General features: G+C 40.3%; 11 protein-coding genes. 5 read left to right on the forward strand and 6 right to left on the reverse strand.

From position 1 onward, the window contains the following. Positions 1 to 11: 11 nt before the first annotated feature. Genes hscB through fdx form a run of 3 tightly spaced genes read left to right on the forward strand, consistent with a single transcriptional unit; the run spans position 12 to position 2,776 of the window. Complete coding sequence (hscB, locus tag HYG93_RS01690) at positions 12 to 527, forward strand: Fe-S protein assembly co-chaperone HscB (RefSeq protein ID WP_178961721.1); 516 nt, start codon at positions 12 to 14, stop codon at positions 525 to 527. Between the two features lie 34 nt (positions 528 to 561). Next, on the forward strand, positions 562 to 2,421 hold the full coding sequence (gene hscA / locus HYG93_RS01695; RefSeq protein WP_178961722.1) for a Fe-S protein assembly chaperone HscA: 1,860 nt from the start codon (positions 562 to 564) through the stop codon (positions 2,419 to 2,421). Positions 2,422 to 2,437: 16 nt separating this feature from the next. Continuing rightward, the gene (gene fdx, locus HYG93_RS01700; protein WP_106984775.1) at positions 2,438 to 2,776 is read left to right on the forward strand and encodes an ISC system 2Fe-2S type ferredoxin; all 339 of its coding nucleotides are present in this window, start codon (positions 2,438 to 2,440) and stop codon (positions 2,774 to 2,776) included. A 126-nt stretch (positions 2,777 to 2,902) separates the two neighbouring features. Here fdx and HYG93_RS01705 read toward each other — a convergent pair whose 3' ends face one another. The 5 genes from HYG93_RS01705 to aspA form a co-directional block, all read right to left on the reverse strand. After that, positions 2,903 to 4,309 (reverse strand): adenylate/guanylate cyclase domain-containing protein, encoded by a 1,407-nt coding sequence (locus HYG93_RS01705; RefSeq protein WP_120363993.1) that lies wholly within the window; start codon positions 4,307 to 4,309, stop codon positions 2,903 to 2,905. Positions 4,310 to 4,430: 121 nt separating this feature from the next. Beyond that, entirely contained in the window at positions 4,431 to 4,865 is a 435-nt protein-coding gene (locus HYG93_RS01710; RefSeq protein WP_106984776.1) for an HIT domain-containing protein, read from the reverse strand. A gap of 233 nt (positions 4,866 to 5,098) precedes the next feature. Continuing rightward, positions 5,099 to 8,560, reverse strand: a complete 3,462-nt coding sequence (gene mfd / locus HYG93_RS01715; protein WP_117006682.1) for a transcription-repair coupling factor — start codon at positions 8,558 to 8,560, stop codon at positions 5,099 to 5,101. Positions 8,561 to 8,679: 119 nt separating this feature from the next. Further along, positions 8,680 to 9,051 (reverse strand): hypothetical protein, encoded by a 372-nt coding sequence (locus HYG93_RS01720; RefSeq protein ID WP_106984778.1) that lies wholly within the window; start codon positions 9,049 to 9,051, stop codon positions 8,680 to 8,682. A 328-nt stretch (positions 9,052 to 9,379) separates the two neighbouring features. Continuing rightward, the gene (gene aspA, locus HYG93_RS01725) at positions 9,380 to 10,822 is read right to left on the reverse strand and encodes an aspartate ammonia-lyase (protein WP_178961798.1); all 1,443 of its coding nucleotides are present in this window, start codon (positions 10,820 to 10,822) and stop codon (positions 9,380 to 9,382) included. Positions 10,823 to 11,281: 459 nt separating this feature from the next. Between aspA and putP the strand changes: the two genes are divergently transcribed. Next, the gene (gene putP, locus HYG93_RS01730; RefSeq protein ID WP_117006681.1) at positions 11,282 to 12,796 is read left to right on the forward strand and encodes a sodium/proline symporter PutP; all 1,515 of its coding nucleotides are present in this window, start codon (positions 11,282 to 11,284) and stop codon (positions 12,794 to 12,796) included. Positions 12,797 to 12,853: 57 nt separating this feature from the next. Here the strand turns inward: putP and HYG93_RS01735 are convergent, their stop codons facing one another. Next, positions 12,854 to 13,348 carry an Lrp/AsnC ligand binding domain-containing protein gene (locus tag HYG93_RS01735; protein ID WP_120365993.1) on the reverse strand — a complete coding sequence of 165 codons (495 nt, stop codon included), beginning with the start codon at positions 13,346 to 13,348 and terminating at the stop codon, positions 12,854 to 12,856. A 122-nt stretch (positions 13,349 to 13,470) separates the two neighbouring features. Between HYG93_RS01735 and putA the strand changes: the two genes are divergently transcribed. Further along, the gene (putA, locus tag HYG93_RS01740) at positions 13,471 to 17,217 is read left to right on the forward strand and encodes a trifunctional transcriptional regulator/proline dehydrogenase/L-glutamate gamma-semialdehyde dehydrogenase (RefSeq protein WP_120365992.1); all 3,747 of its coding nucleotides are present in this window, start codon (positions 13,471 to 13,473) and stop codon (positions 17,215 to 17,217) included. Positions 17,218 to 17,288 lie beyond the last annotated feature (71 nt).

Below are 17,288 nucleotides of genomic sequence, written 5' to 3' on the forward strand. Positions count from 1 at the left end.
ATACATCTCCCATGAATCATTTTGAGCTGTTCAATCTGCCCGCAGCACTCGATATCGATTTAGCAGCTTTAAAAGCGCAATTCCTGAGTTTGCAGCAACAATTCCATCCAGACAAAGCCGAAAATAAAGACCAAGCATTGATTCAATCTAGTGAAATCAACCAAGCTTATAAAGTCTTATCTCAAGTAGATAGTCGCGCAGCGTATTTACTCAGCCTAAAAAAACAAGACTATCATCTTGATCAATCCATCAGTGATTTTGAGTTTTTACAAGATGCAATGGAAATTCGTGAGCAACTGGACGATGCGCATGGCTCAGAAGATCTAAAATCTTTACGTGTTGAAGTGCAACAATGGATGGATGGTTTAGTTCGCGAATTCAAAATTGACTACGCCGATGAAGATTGGGGCGAAGCTCGCGATACTGTTCGTAAGTTGCGCTTTTTCCAAAAAGTCATGGCTGATATCGAAAGAGCTGATGATCGCTTCTTAGATGATGACAGTTTTGATTTAGATGATGATTTTTAATTTTTTTATATTTAACGTTCAAAGGATGTAACACATGGCTCTCTTGCAAATTGCAGAACCTGGTCAATCAAGTGCACCGCATGAACACCGTATTGCAATTGGTATTGATTTAGGCACAACGCATTCTCTCGTTGCCTCTGTACTTTCAGGTAAAGCAAAAGTGCTACAAGACGAACACAGTCGCGTGTTACTTCCGTCTATTGTTCACTATGCTACAGATTCAACAGTGTATGGTGATGACGCCAAAGCATACTTAACGACAGATCCTAAAAATACGATTGTCTCTGTAAAACGCTTTATGGGGCGTTCAAAAGCGGATATTAAATTTCAACACCCTTATGCATTAGTGGGTGAAGACAATCAAATGCCTGCATTTGAAACAGCACAAGGTCGTAAAACACCTGTTGAAATTTCGGCAGAAATTTTAAAACAACTTAAAGACCGTGCTGAAGCAAGTTTACAAAATCCAATTAATGGCGCAGTAATTACTGTTCCAGCTTATTTTGATGAAGCACAACGCCAAGCAACACGTGATGCAGCACAACTTGCAGGCCTCAATGTTTTACGCTTACTTAACGAACCCACAGCCGCCGCTGTCGCTTATGGCCTAGATCAAGAATCAAACCTTGCGCAAGACCAAAACTATGTCATTTATGACTTAGGTGGTGGTACGTTCGACGTTTCAATTTTACGTTTTTCTCAAGGTGTATTTGAAGTACTTGCAACAGGTGGTCACACAGCCCTTGGTGGTGATGACTTAGACCGCTTGATTGTTAAATGGGCAAAAAAACAGCTAAATATTGATACACTTGATGATGCAGAATACGCACATTTTGTTGTTGCAGCACGCAAAGCAAAAGAAGCACTCACTGACGCACCATCAGCAGAACTGCAATTACTCGAACAAAAACTTGTACTTGACCGTGCTAACTTTGAAAGCATCATTCAAGTTGCGCTCGATAAAACGATGAGTGTTTGTAAACGCGTATTACGCGATGCCAAACTAGAACTTGACGAAATTCACAGTGTGGTATTGGTGGGTGGTTCAACTCGTTCATACGCTGTACAAGATGCCGTACGTAATCTGTTCCAAAAAGAACCCTTATGTACCATCAACCCAGACGAAGTTGTAGCAATTGGTGCATCGATAACTGCCAATCAATTGATTGGTAACACCAAAGATGGCTCTTTACTGTTAGATGTAACCCCTCTTTCACTCGGCCTAGAAACCATGGGTGGTTTAGTAGAACGTTTAATTTCTCGTAATACTGCCATTCCAGTTGCACGTCGCCAAGAATTTACGACCTATCAAGATGGCCAAACCGCCATGTTGATTCATGTATTACAAGGTGAACGTGATTTGGTCGAACATTGCCGTAGCTTAGGTCGTTTTGTACTTCGTGGTATTCCACCAATGACTGCAGGTCAAGCACGCATTGAAGTGACTTTCCAAGTGGATGCAGATGGCCTACTCACTGTTTCTGCCAAAGAAGCTACATCGGGTGTACACGCTCAAATTGATATCAAGCCATCTTATGGTTTATCCGATACAGATACAGAGCGTCTACTTCTTGATGGTTTCAAGTTTGCTGAAGAAGATAAGCATCTGCGCCATTTGCATGAAACCAAGATTGAAGCACAACGCGAATTAGAAGCACTTACTCAAGCACTTAAAGTAGATCAACAGCTGTTAGCTACTCCTGACTTAGATGCACTTCTACTCGCAAAACAAGCACTAGAAACACAACTTGAATCAAATGAGATTCAAGCTATTGAACACGCCGTAGAACAGCTTAAAATACATAGTGATGCCTTTGCGGCTGCACGTATGAATCAACATATTGATACTGCGCTTAAAGGTACAAAGCTCGACGACTGGTCAAACTCAAATTAATTTACAGGTTAAGACTATGCCACGTATTAAAGTATTGCCTCATGCAACAATTTGCCCAAATGGCGCTGAGTTTGAAGTTGAGTCAAATGCAAACCTATGCCAAAGCCTTTTAGACAATGGCATTAAAATTGAACATGCTTGCGATATGTCTAAAGCATGTACAACTTGCCATGTTGTTGTTCGTAAAGGCTTTGATGGGCTTGAAGAAATGGATGACATTGAAGCCGACTTGCTCGACCGCGCTTGGGGCTTAGAGCCAGATTCACGCCTATCTTGCCAAGTTAAAATTGAAAATGATGATTTGGAAGTTGAAATTCCGAAATACACCATTAACCACGCATCTGAAAATCACTAAGTTATCGATAACTTAGTCACTTCAGAATCGCATAAAAAAGACCGCAAAAGCGGTCTTTTTTAGTTTAACAATCTACTTATTTATTGTGTGATTTCAGACGAAATGAGCTCAGTGAACTCACACCTTTCAACTATGGGTTTCTATTTTTTCAATTTCTTCAATCACTTCGTCTTCAAGATTGAGTTTCACAATCCCTTCTGAGTTTGTCATTTTTTGTTGTGTTTGAATTCGCTTGATCATTTTTTCAAGTACATGAATGAGCTCAGGATACTCAAAATTTTGTACTTCATCTAAATTTAACAGTAAATGGAAGCCTTTATATTCATAATCAAACCAGCGTTGATAATCCACTTTCTGCGAAGTATAACGTTCCATCACCTGCCATGTCCGTACCGGACCTTGAATCCCTTTCAAGTAAATTGGCGCTTTAGGTGCACAGAGATAATCATTTTTAATCAGCTTATGCGTATCATCAGAAATTAAAATTTCATCAACTTCTGCAGCACTTTGCAAACGCGCCGCTAAGTTTGCATCACGCCCGACAATCGTATATGCCATGCGATGTGCCGCACCATAGTTTCCTACGTGGCAATATCCTGTGGAAATACCCATACGGATATGCAACGGCGGATAACCCATTTTGATCCAGCGCTCACGAAGCAATTTCATTTGCTGACGCATAACCATCGCCATTTCCAAACATACTTTGGCATCTTGCTCCACACCTTGACTGTGTGGATCACCAAAAAAGATAAGAATTGCATCACCCATGAATTTATCGACAGTTGCTTCATATTGCTTCGCAATTTCAGTCATGTGACTTAAATAATCGTTGAGCAAGAAGGCTAAATCATCTGGGATAAGTGTTTCTGATAGTTCAGTAAAGCCTTGAATATCCGAAAAGAAAATGGTCATTTTCTTACGCTTATATTCAATTTTAGCTTCAGACTCGCCTTTCATAATCGATTGCCACAGTTGTACTGGCGCATAACGACTGAGCTGATTCGCAAACTCCATATAGCGGTTCATCTGATCATAATAATGATTCTTTTTGTTGGCCATATATTGAACTTGGGACATTTGGTAATAACTTCCCACGCCAAAATAAGTAATCAAACATAAGAAACCAACGACCGTCAGTTCACTACTGGTGTTGTCAAAGTACTCGTGAAAATCAAATATAAAGATGGTGCATAAATAGAAAACTGAAATCCCAATCAGACTGGCCAAAGACACCATCAAAAAGGAAATTTTGTTATTTATTGCTGTATACAGTAGTGCAAAAAGCGCTAAAAATGACAGCACCAAATTAAGATGTACTGCCGATAACATCACCGAAATAATAATAATATCGATGATAAAAAGCACATTCCGCTTAACTTTATTGTTAAAACGATAAATCAGCCAATGCGAAAATTTTGGCGTAATTAAAAGTACAACAAGTAAGAAAAACGGAATGTAAATTTGATAATGCGTATCTGGTTGAGTGTAATGATAGACAATGGTCACCAATGACAGCATCAAGTATCCCATCAAGCGATGTAGATACTCGAACTGTCTTGGTTCTTTATTAATCCATTCGTCTAACAATGCCACTCAGTTACTCCTTGCGGACATAGATAGCCACATTTTCCTTAATTTAGAAATGTGGTGTTCAATCCATACGCCAATCAAATGGCATATCACCTTGACCACGCAATGCCAACATTAGGGTTTGACGCATGTGAGCAAGTACTTCATTGCTGTAAGGTACAGCTGGTGTGCCCCAAACTGGTTTAGGCCATGCCACATCATTTTGGTAACGTACAACATGATGGAAATGTAGTTGTGGAACCATATTACCTAATGCGGCCACGTTCATTTTATCTGCGCGAAATACGCGAGATAACTGGCTAGACAACCAGCTTGATTCACGTAGGAATTGTTCCTGGTCTGCTTGGCTCAGCTCATATAATTCTGTGATGCCTGGAACACGCGGTATAAGAATTAACCACGGAAATTGCATATCATTCATCAAACGACATGTTGACAGTGGAAAGTCGCCTACATAAAACGTATCTTGAGCAAGTTGTGGATGTAAACTAAACATATCTTTATAAATGATGCAAAAATTAGAATGATGGCTAATACTATCACATCCTATTGGGTGTGAAAATTATAGGCTATGTGTTTCAGTACAAATAACTTTGATTTGCTTTGAAGCAAGTCACATTTTTAACTTTAATAAATTTCTCCAAAAAATCAAGTATTTCTTTGTACATACAAATATCATACTCGCATTTTTTGAAGAATATTCATATAAATATTTTAATGTATCTGTGATCAATTTAGCTCTTTCAACAAACTGTCCAGTAAATCATTTATAAACTGGATGCGCTTTTCAAATTCCTCTAACATCACCATCACTTTTAAGCGTTGCCCACCTTCCATACGGAAGAAAGTCGGATGCTTTTGCATCATTTGAATAATGCTCATCGCTTGTACTGGCGTATCAGGCGCAAACTCAATATGCCCGCCATGTCCACCAATATCAATTTTGGTAATGCCTAACTGCTCTGCTTTCAAACGAACTTGATGTACTGCAAATAGTTGCTTAACTGGCTGAGGGGGAAGACCAAAGCGATCAATCAACTCCATACGAATATTATCTAGTTTCTCACGAGAGTCGGTGTTACTAATACGCTTATAAAACAATAAGCGCTGATGGACATCACCTAAGTATTCATCCGGTATAAGTGCTGGCATGTGTAGGGAAATTTCAGCAGTAAGTGATAACGGTGCATCAAAGTTGGGGGTCTTACCTTTTTGAATGGCTTTGGTCGCTTTTTCTAGCATTTCCATATACAAGCTATAACCTATGGCTTGCATTGAACCACTCTGCTGTTCGCCCAATAATTCACCTGCACCACGGATTTCCAAATCCTCAGTGGCCAGCATAAAGCCCGCACCTAAATTAGCGGCACGACTAATGGCATCTAAACGCTTTTCAGCATCTCCCTTAAGGCCTTTAATCGAAGGCACCATTAAATAAGCATAAGCTTGATGATGCGAACGACCTACACGGCCACGTAATTGGTGTAATTGGGCTAAACCCAGCTTGTCTGCACGTTCAATTAAAATCGTATTGGCATTTGGAACATCAATACCTGTCTCAATAATGGTTGAGCACACTAATACGTTATATTCTTTATGATAGAACTGTTGCATGACCTGCTCCAATTCACGCTCACGCATTTGACCATGTGCAACTGCAACACGCGCTTCAGGAACCAAATTACGAATCGTCTCTGCACAGCGTTCAATCGTATCCACTTCATTATGCAGAAAATACACCTGACCACCGCGTAGCAATTCACGCAAAATCGCTTCTTTAATTGCATCATCTGTATGGTCTTGCACAAAAGTTTTTACCGCTAAACGTCGAGCAGGCGGCGTCGCAATAATAGATAAATCACGCATACCACTAAATGCCATATTCAGCGTTCTAGGAATTGGCGTAGCAGTCAGAGTCAGCATGTCTACATCTGCCCGCATTGCTTTGATGCGCTCTTTATCGCGCACCCCAAAACGGTGCTCTTCATCCACAATCATGAGCCCAAGTTGCTGGAATTGCACATTTTCTTGCAAAATTTTATGTGTACCAATCACAATATCAACTTTACCTTCGGCTAAGTCTTCTATAGTTTTAGTATGTGTTTTGGATGAACCAAAACGCGACAATACTTCTATTCGCACAGGCCAATCTGCAAAACGGTCTTTGAATGACTCATAATGCTGTTGAGCGAGCAATGTAGTCGGAACTAGTACCGCAACTTGTTTATTATTTTGGACCGCAACAAAAGCTGCCCGCATCGCCACTTCAGTTTTACCAAAACCAACGTCACCACAGACCAATCGATCCATAGGTTTTGCCAGTTGCATGTCATGTAGCGTTGCCTCAATTGCATTGGCCTGATCGAGTGTTTCTTCATAAGCAAAACCACTGGCAAACTGCATATACATACTGTGATCCAACTCAAATCCAAAACCAGGCTTAGCTTGGCGACGTGCTTGAATATGGAGTAACTCGGCAGCTACATCATGTATTTGCTCTAATGCTTTACGTTTTGCTTTGCTCCACGTATCCGTTCCCAGCTTATGTAATGGCGCCAAATCTGGGTCACCACCACTATAACGGCTGATCAAATGCAAGTTAGTTACGGGCACATACACTTTGGCCGCATCGGCATAATCAAGCTGCAAAAATTCATGGTCTTGATTATCAATACTCAGTGTAACCAGCCCTGCATAACGTCCAACACCATGATCAATATGTACAACAGGCGCACCAATATTCAGCTCAGTTAAGCTACGAATTAAAAACTCTTCAGAAACTTCTTGCTGGCGTTTACGTCGGCGTTGTACAACGCGATGCTCATACAGCTGATTTTCCGAAATCACACTGAGCTTATCTGTCAGTAATAAACCGCGTTCCAAAGGTGCATTGGTTATTGCGACAGCATGCATCGATGTCACAAAATCTTCAAAGCCTTCTACAGTTGGAATATTGCCAAGACTTGGACGTAGCGCATCCTTTAAAGTTTCACGTCGGCCTGCACTTTCTGCCACCAATAAAACAGGATGATTGGCATGGTCAATATAATTTTTAACTTCCGTAAAAGGCTTTTCACGTTTTGGATCTACAGCTAAACGCGGGGGAGCTTCTGCAATAATATTGACCACACCAGCTTTGTCATCAAACACATCTTGCGAAGCAATGACACGACCAAAATGGTTGAGTTGCTCAAACACTTGGTTAGGCGATAAAAAGAGATGCTCTGGCGCTAAAATGGGTTGATCTACATTATGTCGACGATCTTCATAACGACGTTGTACTTCAGTCCAAAATTGGATTAAGCCATCATCCAAATGCGAATCTGTAATGACAATGCCATTCTTTGGTAAGTACGATGTTAGACTAGATTGTGTCTGAATCGCTTCTGCACTAAAAAATAAAGGAAAATAAAACTCAAGCCCTGGTGATGCGATCCCGTCCAACACATCTTGATAGATTGCATTCTTCTTAGGATTAGCCGTTGGAAATTGTTCTGCATAACGATCACGAAATACAGCACGACCTTCTTTTAATGGAAATTCTTTTGCAGGAAGTACAGTAAAGTTTTTTAAAGTTTCTGTGGTGCGCTGAGTTTCTGGATCAAAGAATTTGAGTGTATCGACCTCATCATCAAATAAATCAATACGAATTGGGGAGTTTTGCCCAGACGCATAAATATCCATAATACTGCCACGCACAGCAAACTCACCATGATCATAAACCGTATCGACCAAGTGATAGCCTGCTTGAACTAAGCGTGTTTTTTGTTTTTCTAAGTCAAATTTTTGACCGACTTGAATATCAAAATGTTCGCCTAAAACCCAAGAGCTTGGTGCAACTCGCTGCGCCAAGGTGGATGCTGAAATTAATAGCACCCCAGAATTTGGCATATTGGACAATATTGCTAAACGCTCTGAAACAATATCTTGATGTGGCGACAAGCGATCATAAGGGAGAATTTCCCAATCTGGGAAAATCGTTGGTTTTATGCCATAGAATTCAAGCTCGCTTTCCAACTGCCCCAAATGCTGATTATTACGCGCAACAATAACAAACAGTTGCTTATTATTCTGTTGTGCGATTTCTTTAAAAAGCAGACCCGTCGCAGAGCCCTGCAAATTGCCAATCCAGCGCTTTTCGCCTGCTTTAAGCTGTTTTAAATTAAGTTGAGTAATTTCTTGTTGGAACATGTATATAGCTTTAGCGTCTAAACAACATGGCTGTTATTTTAACACGATGCATTTCAACATGATGTGTTTTATCGCATTGCTTTACATGCCTTTACAACTGAATATAAGTCCGCTTTATCTTAGCGACCCTTTTTATTATGCTCGCGTAAAAAGTTACGATAGTATTCACTAAGTACTCGTATTAATTGTTTAAATTCCTGCAAGTTTTTGGCAGTGTTCCCGAGCTCAGTATTAAAATTCTGACGGGCAATTTCTAAGTCAATTTTTTCATTAATAATCATGCCTGCATTGTAGACGGCCGCCAAATCATTAAATGAACTCACGCGACGATTAGAAAAGTAATTTAATCTTGCTGATAGCACTTCATTCAACACCACGCCCGCAACTATATATCCCTGTGTTTCATCGTATTGTATTTGATGCTGTTCTTTAAAAAGTTGCTCTGCCGTAGGCTCAGAGCTTTTAAACAAGGCAGTGAGTTTATTCAACATATTGGTTTGTCCAAGAATGACATTTTGGATATTCTAAAATGTTTTAGCTATTCGCGTGACCTTATCCTGACAATCTCTTCAGTAAAAGCCGAGAAAATAACCAAATTTTCATTAAACACGTGGCCGAGTACAATTATACTTACCCAATGATGCAGACGCGTATAAAATAAGGATGCAAAAAGCCACCACTTCATGCATATTTAAAGTGATGGCCTGATAAATTTTAAACCTCTTTCATAAATCATTTTTTGATTTTTGAAAGAACGCTATTCAATAGCTAAAGCGATGCCATACAGTTTCTATTACAGAATATTAGCATATAGCAGTATTAAGAAACTGCAGCTAAATCAATGAGGCTAGATTCCACTTCGGACACTAAATTGCTAAATGCAAAAATTTCATCCAATTGTGCTTGGCTAAGTAAATTACGCTCCAGTACCACTTGCTGAATGGTTTTATTTTCTGCAATACATTGCTTACCAATTTCATCACATTTAGCATGCCCTAAAATAGGGTCTAATAAAGTAACGATACCCACACTGCGCATGACTGCATCATAACAAGCCTGCTCATTCGCTTGAATGCCTTGAATACACTTCGTATCTAAGGTTTCAATTGCACGGCATAGCAAATCAATCGATTCATTCATAGATACAGCAATCACAGGCTCCATAACATTTAACTGCAACTGACCCGCTTCAGCCGCCATAGTGACAGCCAAATCATTGCCAATGACTTTAAAAGCAATTTGATTCACAACTTCTGGAATCACAGGATTAATTTTTGCAGGCATAATAGACGAGCCGGCTTGTAGCTCAGGCAACAGAATTTCTGCAAGACCTGTACGTGGTCCAGAACTGAGTAGGCGTAAATCATTACAAATTTTTGAAAGCTTAACTGCCAAACGCTTTAATGTACTCGACAATATAATAAATACACCGCAGTCACTGGTTGCTTCAACATAATCTTCTGCCCCAATCAGAGGCAAACCAGTAATCTTTTTAAGCGCTTGCACTGTTTCATGCGCATAGCCTTTAGGCGTATTTACCCCTGTACCAATGGCAGTAGCACCCAAGTTAATTTCTAACAATAACTGACGGGTATTATTAATTAACTTCATATCCTCTTTTAATAAAGTCGCAAAAGCACGAAATTCTTGCCCCAAAGTCATTGGAACAGCATCTTGCAATTGTGTACGCCCCATTTTCACCACATATTGGAACTCTTTTGCCTTGGCTTGAATACTCGCAACAATTTGCTGTAACACTGCCAATAATTGTTCTAACTGATAAAAAACAGCCAAACGCAAAGCTGTCGGATAGACATCATTGGTAGATTGCGATTTATTCACATGATCATTCGGGTGGATATGTGCATATTCACCTTTGTTAAAACCACATTTTTCCAAGGCAATGTTTGCAATGACTTCGTTGCAATTCATATTAATTGAAGTGCCTGCGCCACCTTGATAGACATCTAGTGGAAATGACGCGCTCCACTGCGCAGGTTGTTCAATCAATTGATCACATGCGAATTGAATTGCTTCACTCAGCTCATGACTGATTTTGGAAAATTTAAAGTTGGTTTGTGCGGATGCTTTTTTCACTTGCGCCAAAGCACGAATGAAAGGGAGATTTTCACCGACTTTGCTAGAAGAGATCTGGAAGTTTTCCAGCGCTCTTAATGTATGAATACCATAGTAGCTTTCTGCTGAAACTTCTTTTTGTCCCAACAAATCGTGCTCTATTCTTGTTTTAACTACCTGAACCATTGCCACAATAAATACTCTTTATGAAATGCACTAAAAGTGTGCAATTTCCATACTATAAGGATGGCTTAGTTAAACCACAGACGTTTTACTTCATTATGAAACATATTATTACAATTGTTTGTTTTAGGTAATCTATGTAAAGTTATGTAAATTAATTCTCATCCCTCTAAAACCTTTGCCTTTATTTTCAAAAATATAGCCAATTGATAAAAAATCAGCTCACAAAAATCGGCAGATTTAAACCCAAAATAACACGAGTGACGCATCAAAATAAAAAAATTCACCTTTATTCACTTTGTAACCAAAATTACAATAAGTTTCACAAAGTTATAATAAAACTCACCGAAATGTAACAGAGCGTAAATTTTAAATTGTGTTTGAATCAGCACCTCGGTGATATCGAGCAAAAATTCATCTTAGGAAAGATGGTTAATTGAACAGACAAAGGATGGCATAGCTATGAGCCAACTAAACCCTACGCTAATCACGTTTATGTTTTATATCATGGCAATGATTGGCATTGGATTGTATGCATATAAGGCTACAACCAACTTTGACGATTATATTTTAGGTGGACGAAGCCTAGGTAGTGTCGTTACCGCACTTTCAGCTGGTGCTTCAGATATGAGTGGCTGGCTCTTAATGGGTTTACCTGGTGCAATTTACTTATCTGGTTTATCCGAGGCATGGATTGCGATTGGTCTTATTATTGGGGCTTGGCTAAACTGGCTTTTGGTGGCAGGTCGTCTACGCGTACACACCGAAGTTCAGCATAATGCACTCACCCTACCTGATTATTTCACTAGTCGTTTTGGCGATTCAAAAAAAGTACTGCGGATTATTTCAGCCGTTGTTATTTTAATCTTTTTTGCAATTTACTGTGCTTCAGGCATGGTTGCTGGCGCCCGTCTATTTGAAAGCTTATTTGGCTGGAACTACACCACTGCTCTTTGGATTGGTGCTATCGCAACGATTAGTTATGTCTGTATTGGTGGATTTCTTGCCATTAGTTGGACCGATACCTTCCAAGCAGGCCTAATGATTTTTGCATTACTTCTTGCACCAATTATGACTTACATAGCCATTGGTGATAATGCAGCACATGTTGGTGCAATTGTAGAATCTGTGCGTCCACATGCGAATAATTTAATTTCAGATTTAAGTACTGTTGCTATTTTATCTTCTATGGCATGGGGCTTAGGTTACTTTGGCCAACCGCATATTTTAGTACGCTTTATGGCGGCTGACTCAGTAAAATCTATTCCTGCGGCACGTCGCATTGGTATGACATGGATGATTCTTTGCTTAGGTGGTGCAGTCGCAGTAGGCTATATCGGGATTGCTTACTTCCATGCAAATCCTGCGCTGTCCGCAATGGTCACTGCAAACCCTGAAACTATTTTCATGGAATTAACTAAAATCTTGTTTAACCCGTGGGTTGCAGGCGTGATTTTGGCTGCCATTTTAGCTGCCGTAATGAGTACATTAAGTTGCCAACTTTTAGTGTGCTCAAGCACCCTAACAGAAGATATTTATAAAGCCTTCATCCGCAAAAATGCCTCTCAAAATGAATTGGTTTGGGTCGGCCGTCTAATGGTCATTGCCATTGCAATTCTTGCAATTTTACTTGCGCTTAACCCAAATAGTAAGGTTTTAGGCTTAGTCGCTTATGCTTGGGCTGGGTTTGGTGCAGCTTTTGGTCCACTTATTATTTTGTCTTTGTTCTGGCGACGTATGACTATAAACGGTGCAATTGCAGGTATGGTTGTAGGTGCGGTAACGGTAATTGTGTGGAAAAACACGATGGCCGCGACAGGCATTTACGAAATTATTCCAGGATTTATCTTGGCAACTATCAGTATCATTGTATTTAGTTTACTCAGCAAAGCACCATCGAAAGACGTTACCGCTCGTTTCGATCAAGCCAATGATTTGTATGAAAAAGAAATGCAAGAGTTAAAAGCTGGAAAATAAAAACCGATACAAATTTAGGGGCTTCGGCCCCTTTTTTGTTCACTGTAAATTATGAAATTAAGATTTTTTAACAGGTTGTTTGATACTAATTTGGCTGGTTTCTTTAATCACTTCCATCACAGGATAGCTTCGAGTTTCTTTAACTCCTGGAAGTTGCCAAAGCACCTGCCCTGATATTTTTCGAAACTCTTCCATATTGGCACAGCGTATTTTCACTACGAAATCAAAACCACCGCTAATCATGTGGCATTCGACAATTTCTGAATAATGAATCACGGCATCGGAAAACTCTTCCAAAGCATTAGGCGTGGTTTTATCGAGTAAAATTTCTACAAACACCACAAAACTTTTGTTAAGCATGTCCGAATTAAGCTTTGCCTCATAGCCCAAGATATAACCATCTTTGGTGAGCTTTTGCACACGAGCCAAAGCGGCTGTAGGTGAAAGGTTGACTACTTCAGCCAATTTAATATTTGATATTCGACCATCTTTTTGCAGAATATCCAATATTCTGATGTCTGTACGGTCTAATAGCATAATTGGGTTTGTCATCTGAATAATTCCCTAAAAATGACACCAAATATAGTGAGTTGTGCTGCATATTTTCTGTGATCATAAATTAAATCCAGTCCAATACTCAATTTAATTTTCTATGTCACAGGATGTTGACTAAAATGTTAGACGCAACTTCTCCTATCAGTACTGATCATTCTCAAACTGGTTATATTACTCACTTCACTTCAAAATCGGAATTTGAGCTTGAAATCAACGACGCTTGGCGTCGCTCAGAAAGTGAATGTGTTGAAAATTTATTGGCACATAGCCAAATTGATCAAGAACTTTCAGATCGAATTTATCAACTGGCTTTTGATTTGGCCCATAGTTTACGTGAGCACAAAGGCGAGTCTGGTAAAGCCGGCATTGTACAAGGCTTATTACAAGAGTTTTCCTTATCTTCGCAAGAAGGTATTGCACTCATGTGCCTTGCAGAAGCACTTTTGCGTATTCCAGACAAAGCAACACGTGACTTGTTAATTAAAGATAAAATTAACCAAGGTAACTGGAAAGATCACCTTGGGCAAAGTAACTTGATGTTTGTGAACGCTGCTGCTTGGGGGCTCATGCTTACTGGTAAGCTAATGGAAACACCAAAAGCCAATAGCCTCTCAGGTATGCTGACCAGCCTTTTGGCACGTAGTGGCCGTGGCGTCATTCGTAAAGCTGTAGACGTTGCAATGCGCATGATGGGTGAGCAATTTGTTACAGGTGAAACCATTAATGAAGCCTTAAAAAATGCAGAAACACTTGAAGATAAGGGTTTCCGATATTCATACGACATGCTCGGTGAAGCAGCCCTAACCGATCATGATGCAGAACGCTACTATGATGATTACACCAATGCCATTCACGCCATTGGCAAAGCATCAGCAGATAAAAATGTGTATGACGGCCCAGGTATCTCCATTAAGCTTTCAGCATTACACCCACGCTACCAACGTTCGCAAATTGCCCGTGTACAAGATGAACTGTATGCCAAAGTTTTAAACCTTGCTGTATTGGCTAAAGAATACGACATTGGCTTAAATATTGATGCTGAAGAAACAGAGCGTTTAGAAATTTCATTACAAATGCTTGAACGCCTTTGCTTCGAACCAAAGCTGAACAATTGGAAAGGCATTGGTTTTGTGATTCAAGCCTACCAAAAACGCTGTTTCTATGTCGTTGACTATGTCATTGATCTTGCCAAACGTAGCCATAAACGCTTAATGATTCGTTTGGTTAAAGGTGCTTATTGGGACAGCGAAATTAAAAAAGCACAAATTGATGGTATGGATGAATACCCTGTATTTACCCGTAAAGTACATACCGATTTGTCTTATATTGCTTGTGCACGTAAACTTTTGGCAGCTCCTGATCAAATTTACCCACAATTTGCCACCCATAATGCGCAAACTTTAGCAACAATCTACCAATTGGCAGATCCTGCGAAATATTATGTGGGTCAATATGAATTCCAATGCTTACATGGCATGGGTGAACCACTCTACAAACAAGTTGTTGGTGATAAAAAAGACCATAAACTGGGTGTTCCTTGCCGTATTTATGCACCTGTTGGCAACCACGAAACTCTACTCGCGTACCTAGTTCGTCGCCTGTTAGAAAATGGCGCAAATACCTCTTTCGTGAATCGAATTGCAGACAAAACTTTAAAAATTGATGATTTGATTGAAAATCCACGTCAAACCATTGAACACTCAGCGAAACTTGAAGGCCAAGCTGGCTTAAAGCACCCTTCAATTCCTTACCCAATTCATCTGTATGGTACTGAGCGAAACAACTCGACTGGCTTAGACTTAGCCAATGACCGTGATTTATTGGCGCTCGATTTAACAGCCCAAGAACTTAGTAAAGTTGAATGGCAAGCATTACCAATGGGTGAAAACTTACATTCAGAAACTGAAAGCACTGCACTTCCAATCTTAAATCCTGCAAATCATCTAGATTTAGTTGGTCATGTAACAGAAGCCAGCTTAGAACAAGTCGATATTGCACTAAGTTCTGCAACTGCCGCTCAAGATGCTTGGAAAAACTTAGCGAAAAATGAACGCGCGGCATGTTTACAACGTGCAGCCGACAGCATGGAAGCGCAGCTACAGCCATTAATGGTTTTACTGTGCCGTGAAAGTGGTAAAACCTATGCCAATGCCATTGCAGAAGTACGTGAAGCTGTAGATTTCTTGCGTTACTATGCAGCACAAATGGTGAACCTTGAACCTGCAACACAGATTGAACCATTAGGTACAGTCTTGTGTATTAGCCCGTGGAACTTCCCACTGGCAATTTTCAGTGGTCAAATCGCAGCGGCCTTAGTTACAGGTAATACCGTTATAGCAAAACCTGCCGAACAAACCCCATTGATTGCAGCACAAGCCGTGCAAATTTTATGGGATGCTGGTGTACCTAAAGCCGTATTACAACTGTTACCTGGCCGCGGTGAAACTGTCGGTGCGAAGTTAAGTGCAGATGCACGAATTAATGGCATCATGTTCACAGGTTCAACAGAAGTCGCACGTATTTTACAAAAAACTGTTGCTCAACGTTTAAGCCTAACTGGCCAATCCGTTCCGTTAATTGCAGAAACAGGTGGCCAAAATGCCATGATCGTCGATTCATCTGCACTGACAGAACAAGTTGTGTTAGATGTGGTGAATTCTGCTTACGACAGTGCGGGTCAACGCTGTTCTGCACTTCGTGTACTGTGTGTACAAGAAGACAATGCTGAAACTGTGATCACCATGTTAAAAGGTGCAATGAAACAGCTTCAAGTGGGTCAACCTTATCTCTTAAGTACAGATATTGGCCCTGTGATTGATCGTGAAGCAAAAGGTATTATTGATCAGCATATTGCTAATATGCGTACCAAAGGTCATAAAGTTCATCAAATCATGCGTAATAATGACGAGACGGATTTACAGCAAGGCACTTTTGTACCACCTACCCTAATTGAGCTTCCAAATCTCGATGATTTAAAACGCGAAGTTTTTGGTCCTGTATTACACGTTATTACGTACAAATACGGCGAACTTGATCAACTACTCACGCAAATTAATGCTAAAGGTTATGGCCTCACCATGGGCTTACACACTCGTATTGATGAAACGATTCAAACCGTCATTTCACATGCAGAAGTCGGAAACCTTTACATTAACCGTAATATTGTTGGTGCAGTCGTAGGTGTACAACCTTTCGGTGGCGAAGGTCTTTCTGGAACTGGCCCAAAAGCTGGTGGTCCAATTTATGTGTACCGACTAATGCAACAGTGCAGCCAAAAACAGTTGGCAACACCATACGCGGTTGGCTCAGCTGAAAGTTTGCCAAATCAGCAAGAACTGTACGATGCATTTAAACTTTGGGCAGAAAAAACCTTCCCTCAATTTAAACTTCAGACTCCTGCTGCCTTTTGTGTAGGCCATAGTTATGAACTACAAGGTCCTACGGGTGAAAGTAACCAATATGTGGTACTACCTAGACATCGTGTACTAACAATAGCAGCTCAAGAACAGGATCAGATCCAACAGTTACTTGCGCTATTTAAAGTCGGATGCCAACCTGCTGTACTTCCAGATAATACTTTTATATTAAAGTACTTATCTAGTATGCCAAAGGCTGTAGCAAATCGTATTGCCGTGGTTCCAGATCTACAAAATGGACAGTTTGATGCAGTGCTGTTCCATGGAACTAAGTCGGAGCTACTGAGCTTACAACAGCAGATTGCCAACCGTGATGGTGCCATCATTGGTATTACTCGATTAGAGCCAGGTCAATATGACATTCCGCTTGAGCGATTTGTCATTGAACGTGCAATTAGCATTAATACTGCCGCTGCAGGTGGTAATGCAAGCCTCATGACCATGAGCTAACCTATCCACGCTTCCTCAGAGCAAGGATCGCCGAAGTTGTATACGTACAGCTTCGGTTTTTTATTCAGTTA

This window comes from Acinetobacter sp. SwsAc6 (genome assembly GCF_013391565.1).
Taxonomy (GTDB): domain Bacteria; phylum Pseudomonadota; class Gammaproteobacteria; order Pseudomonadales; family Moraxellaceae; genus Acinetobacter; species Acinetobacter cumulans.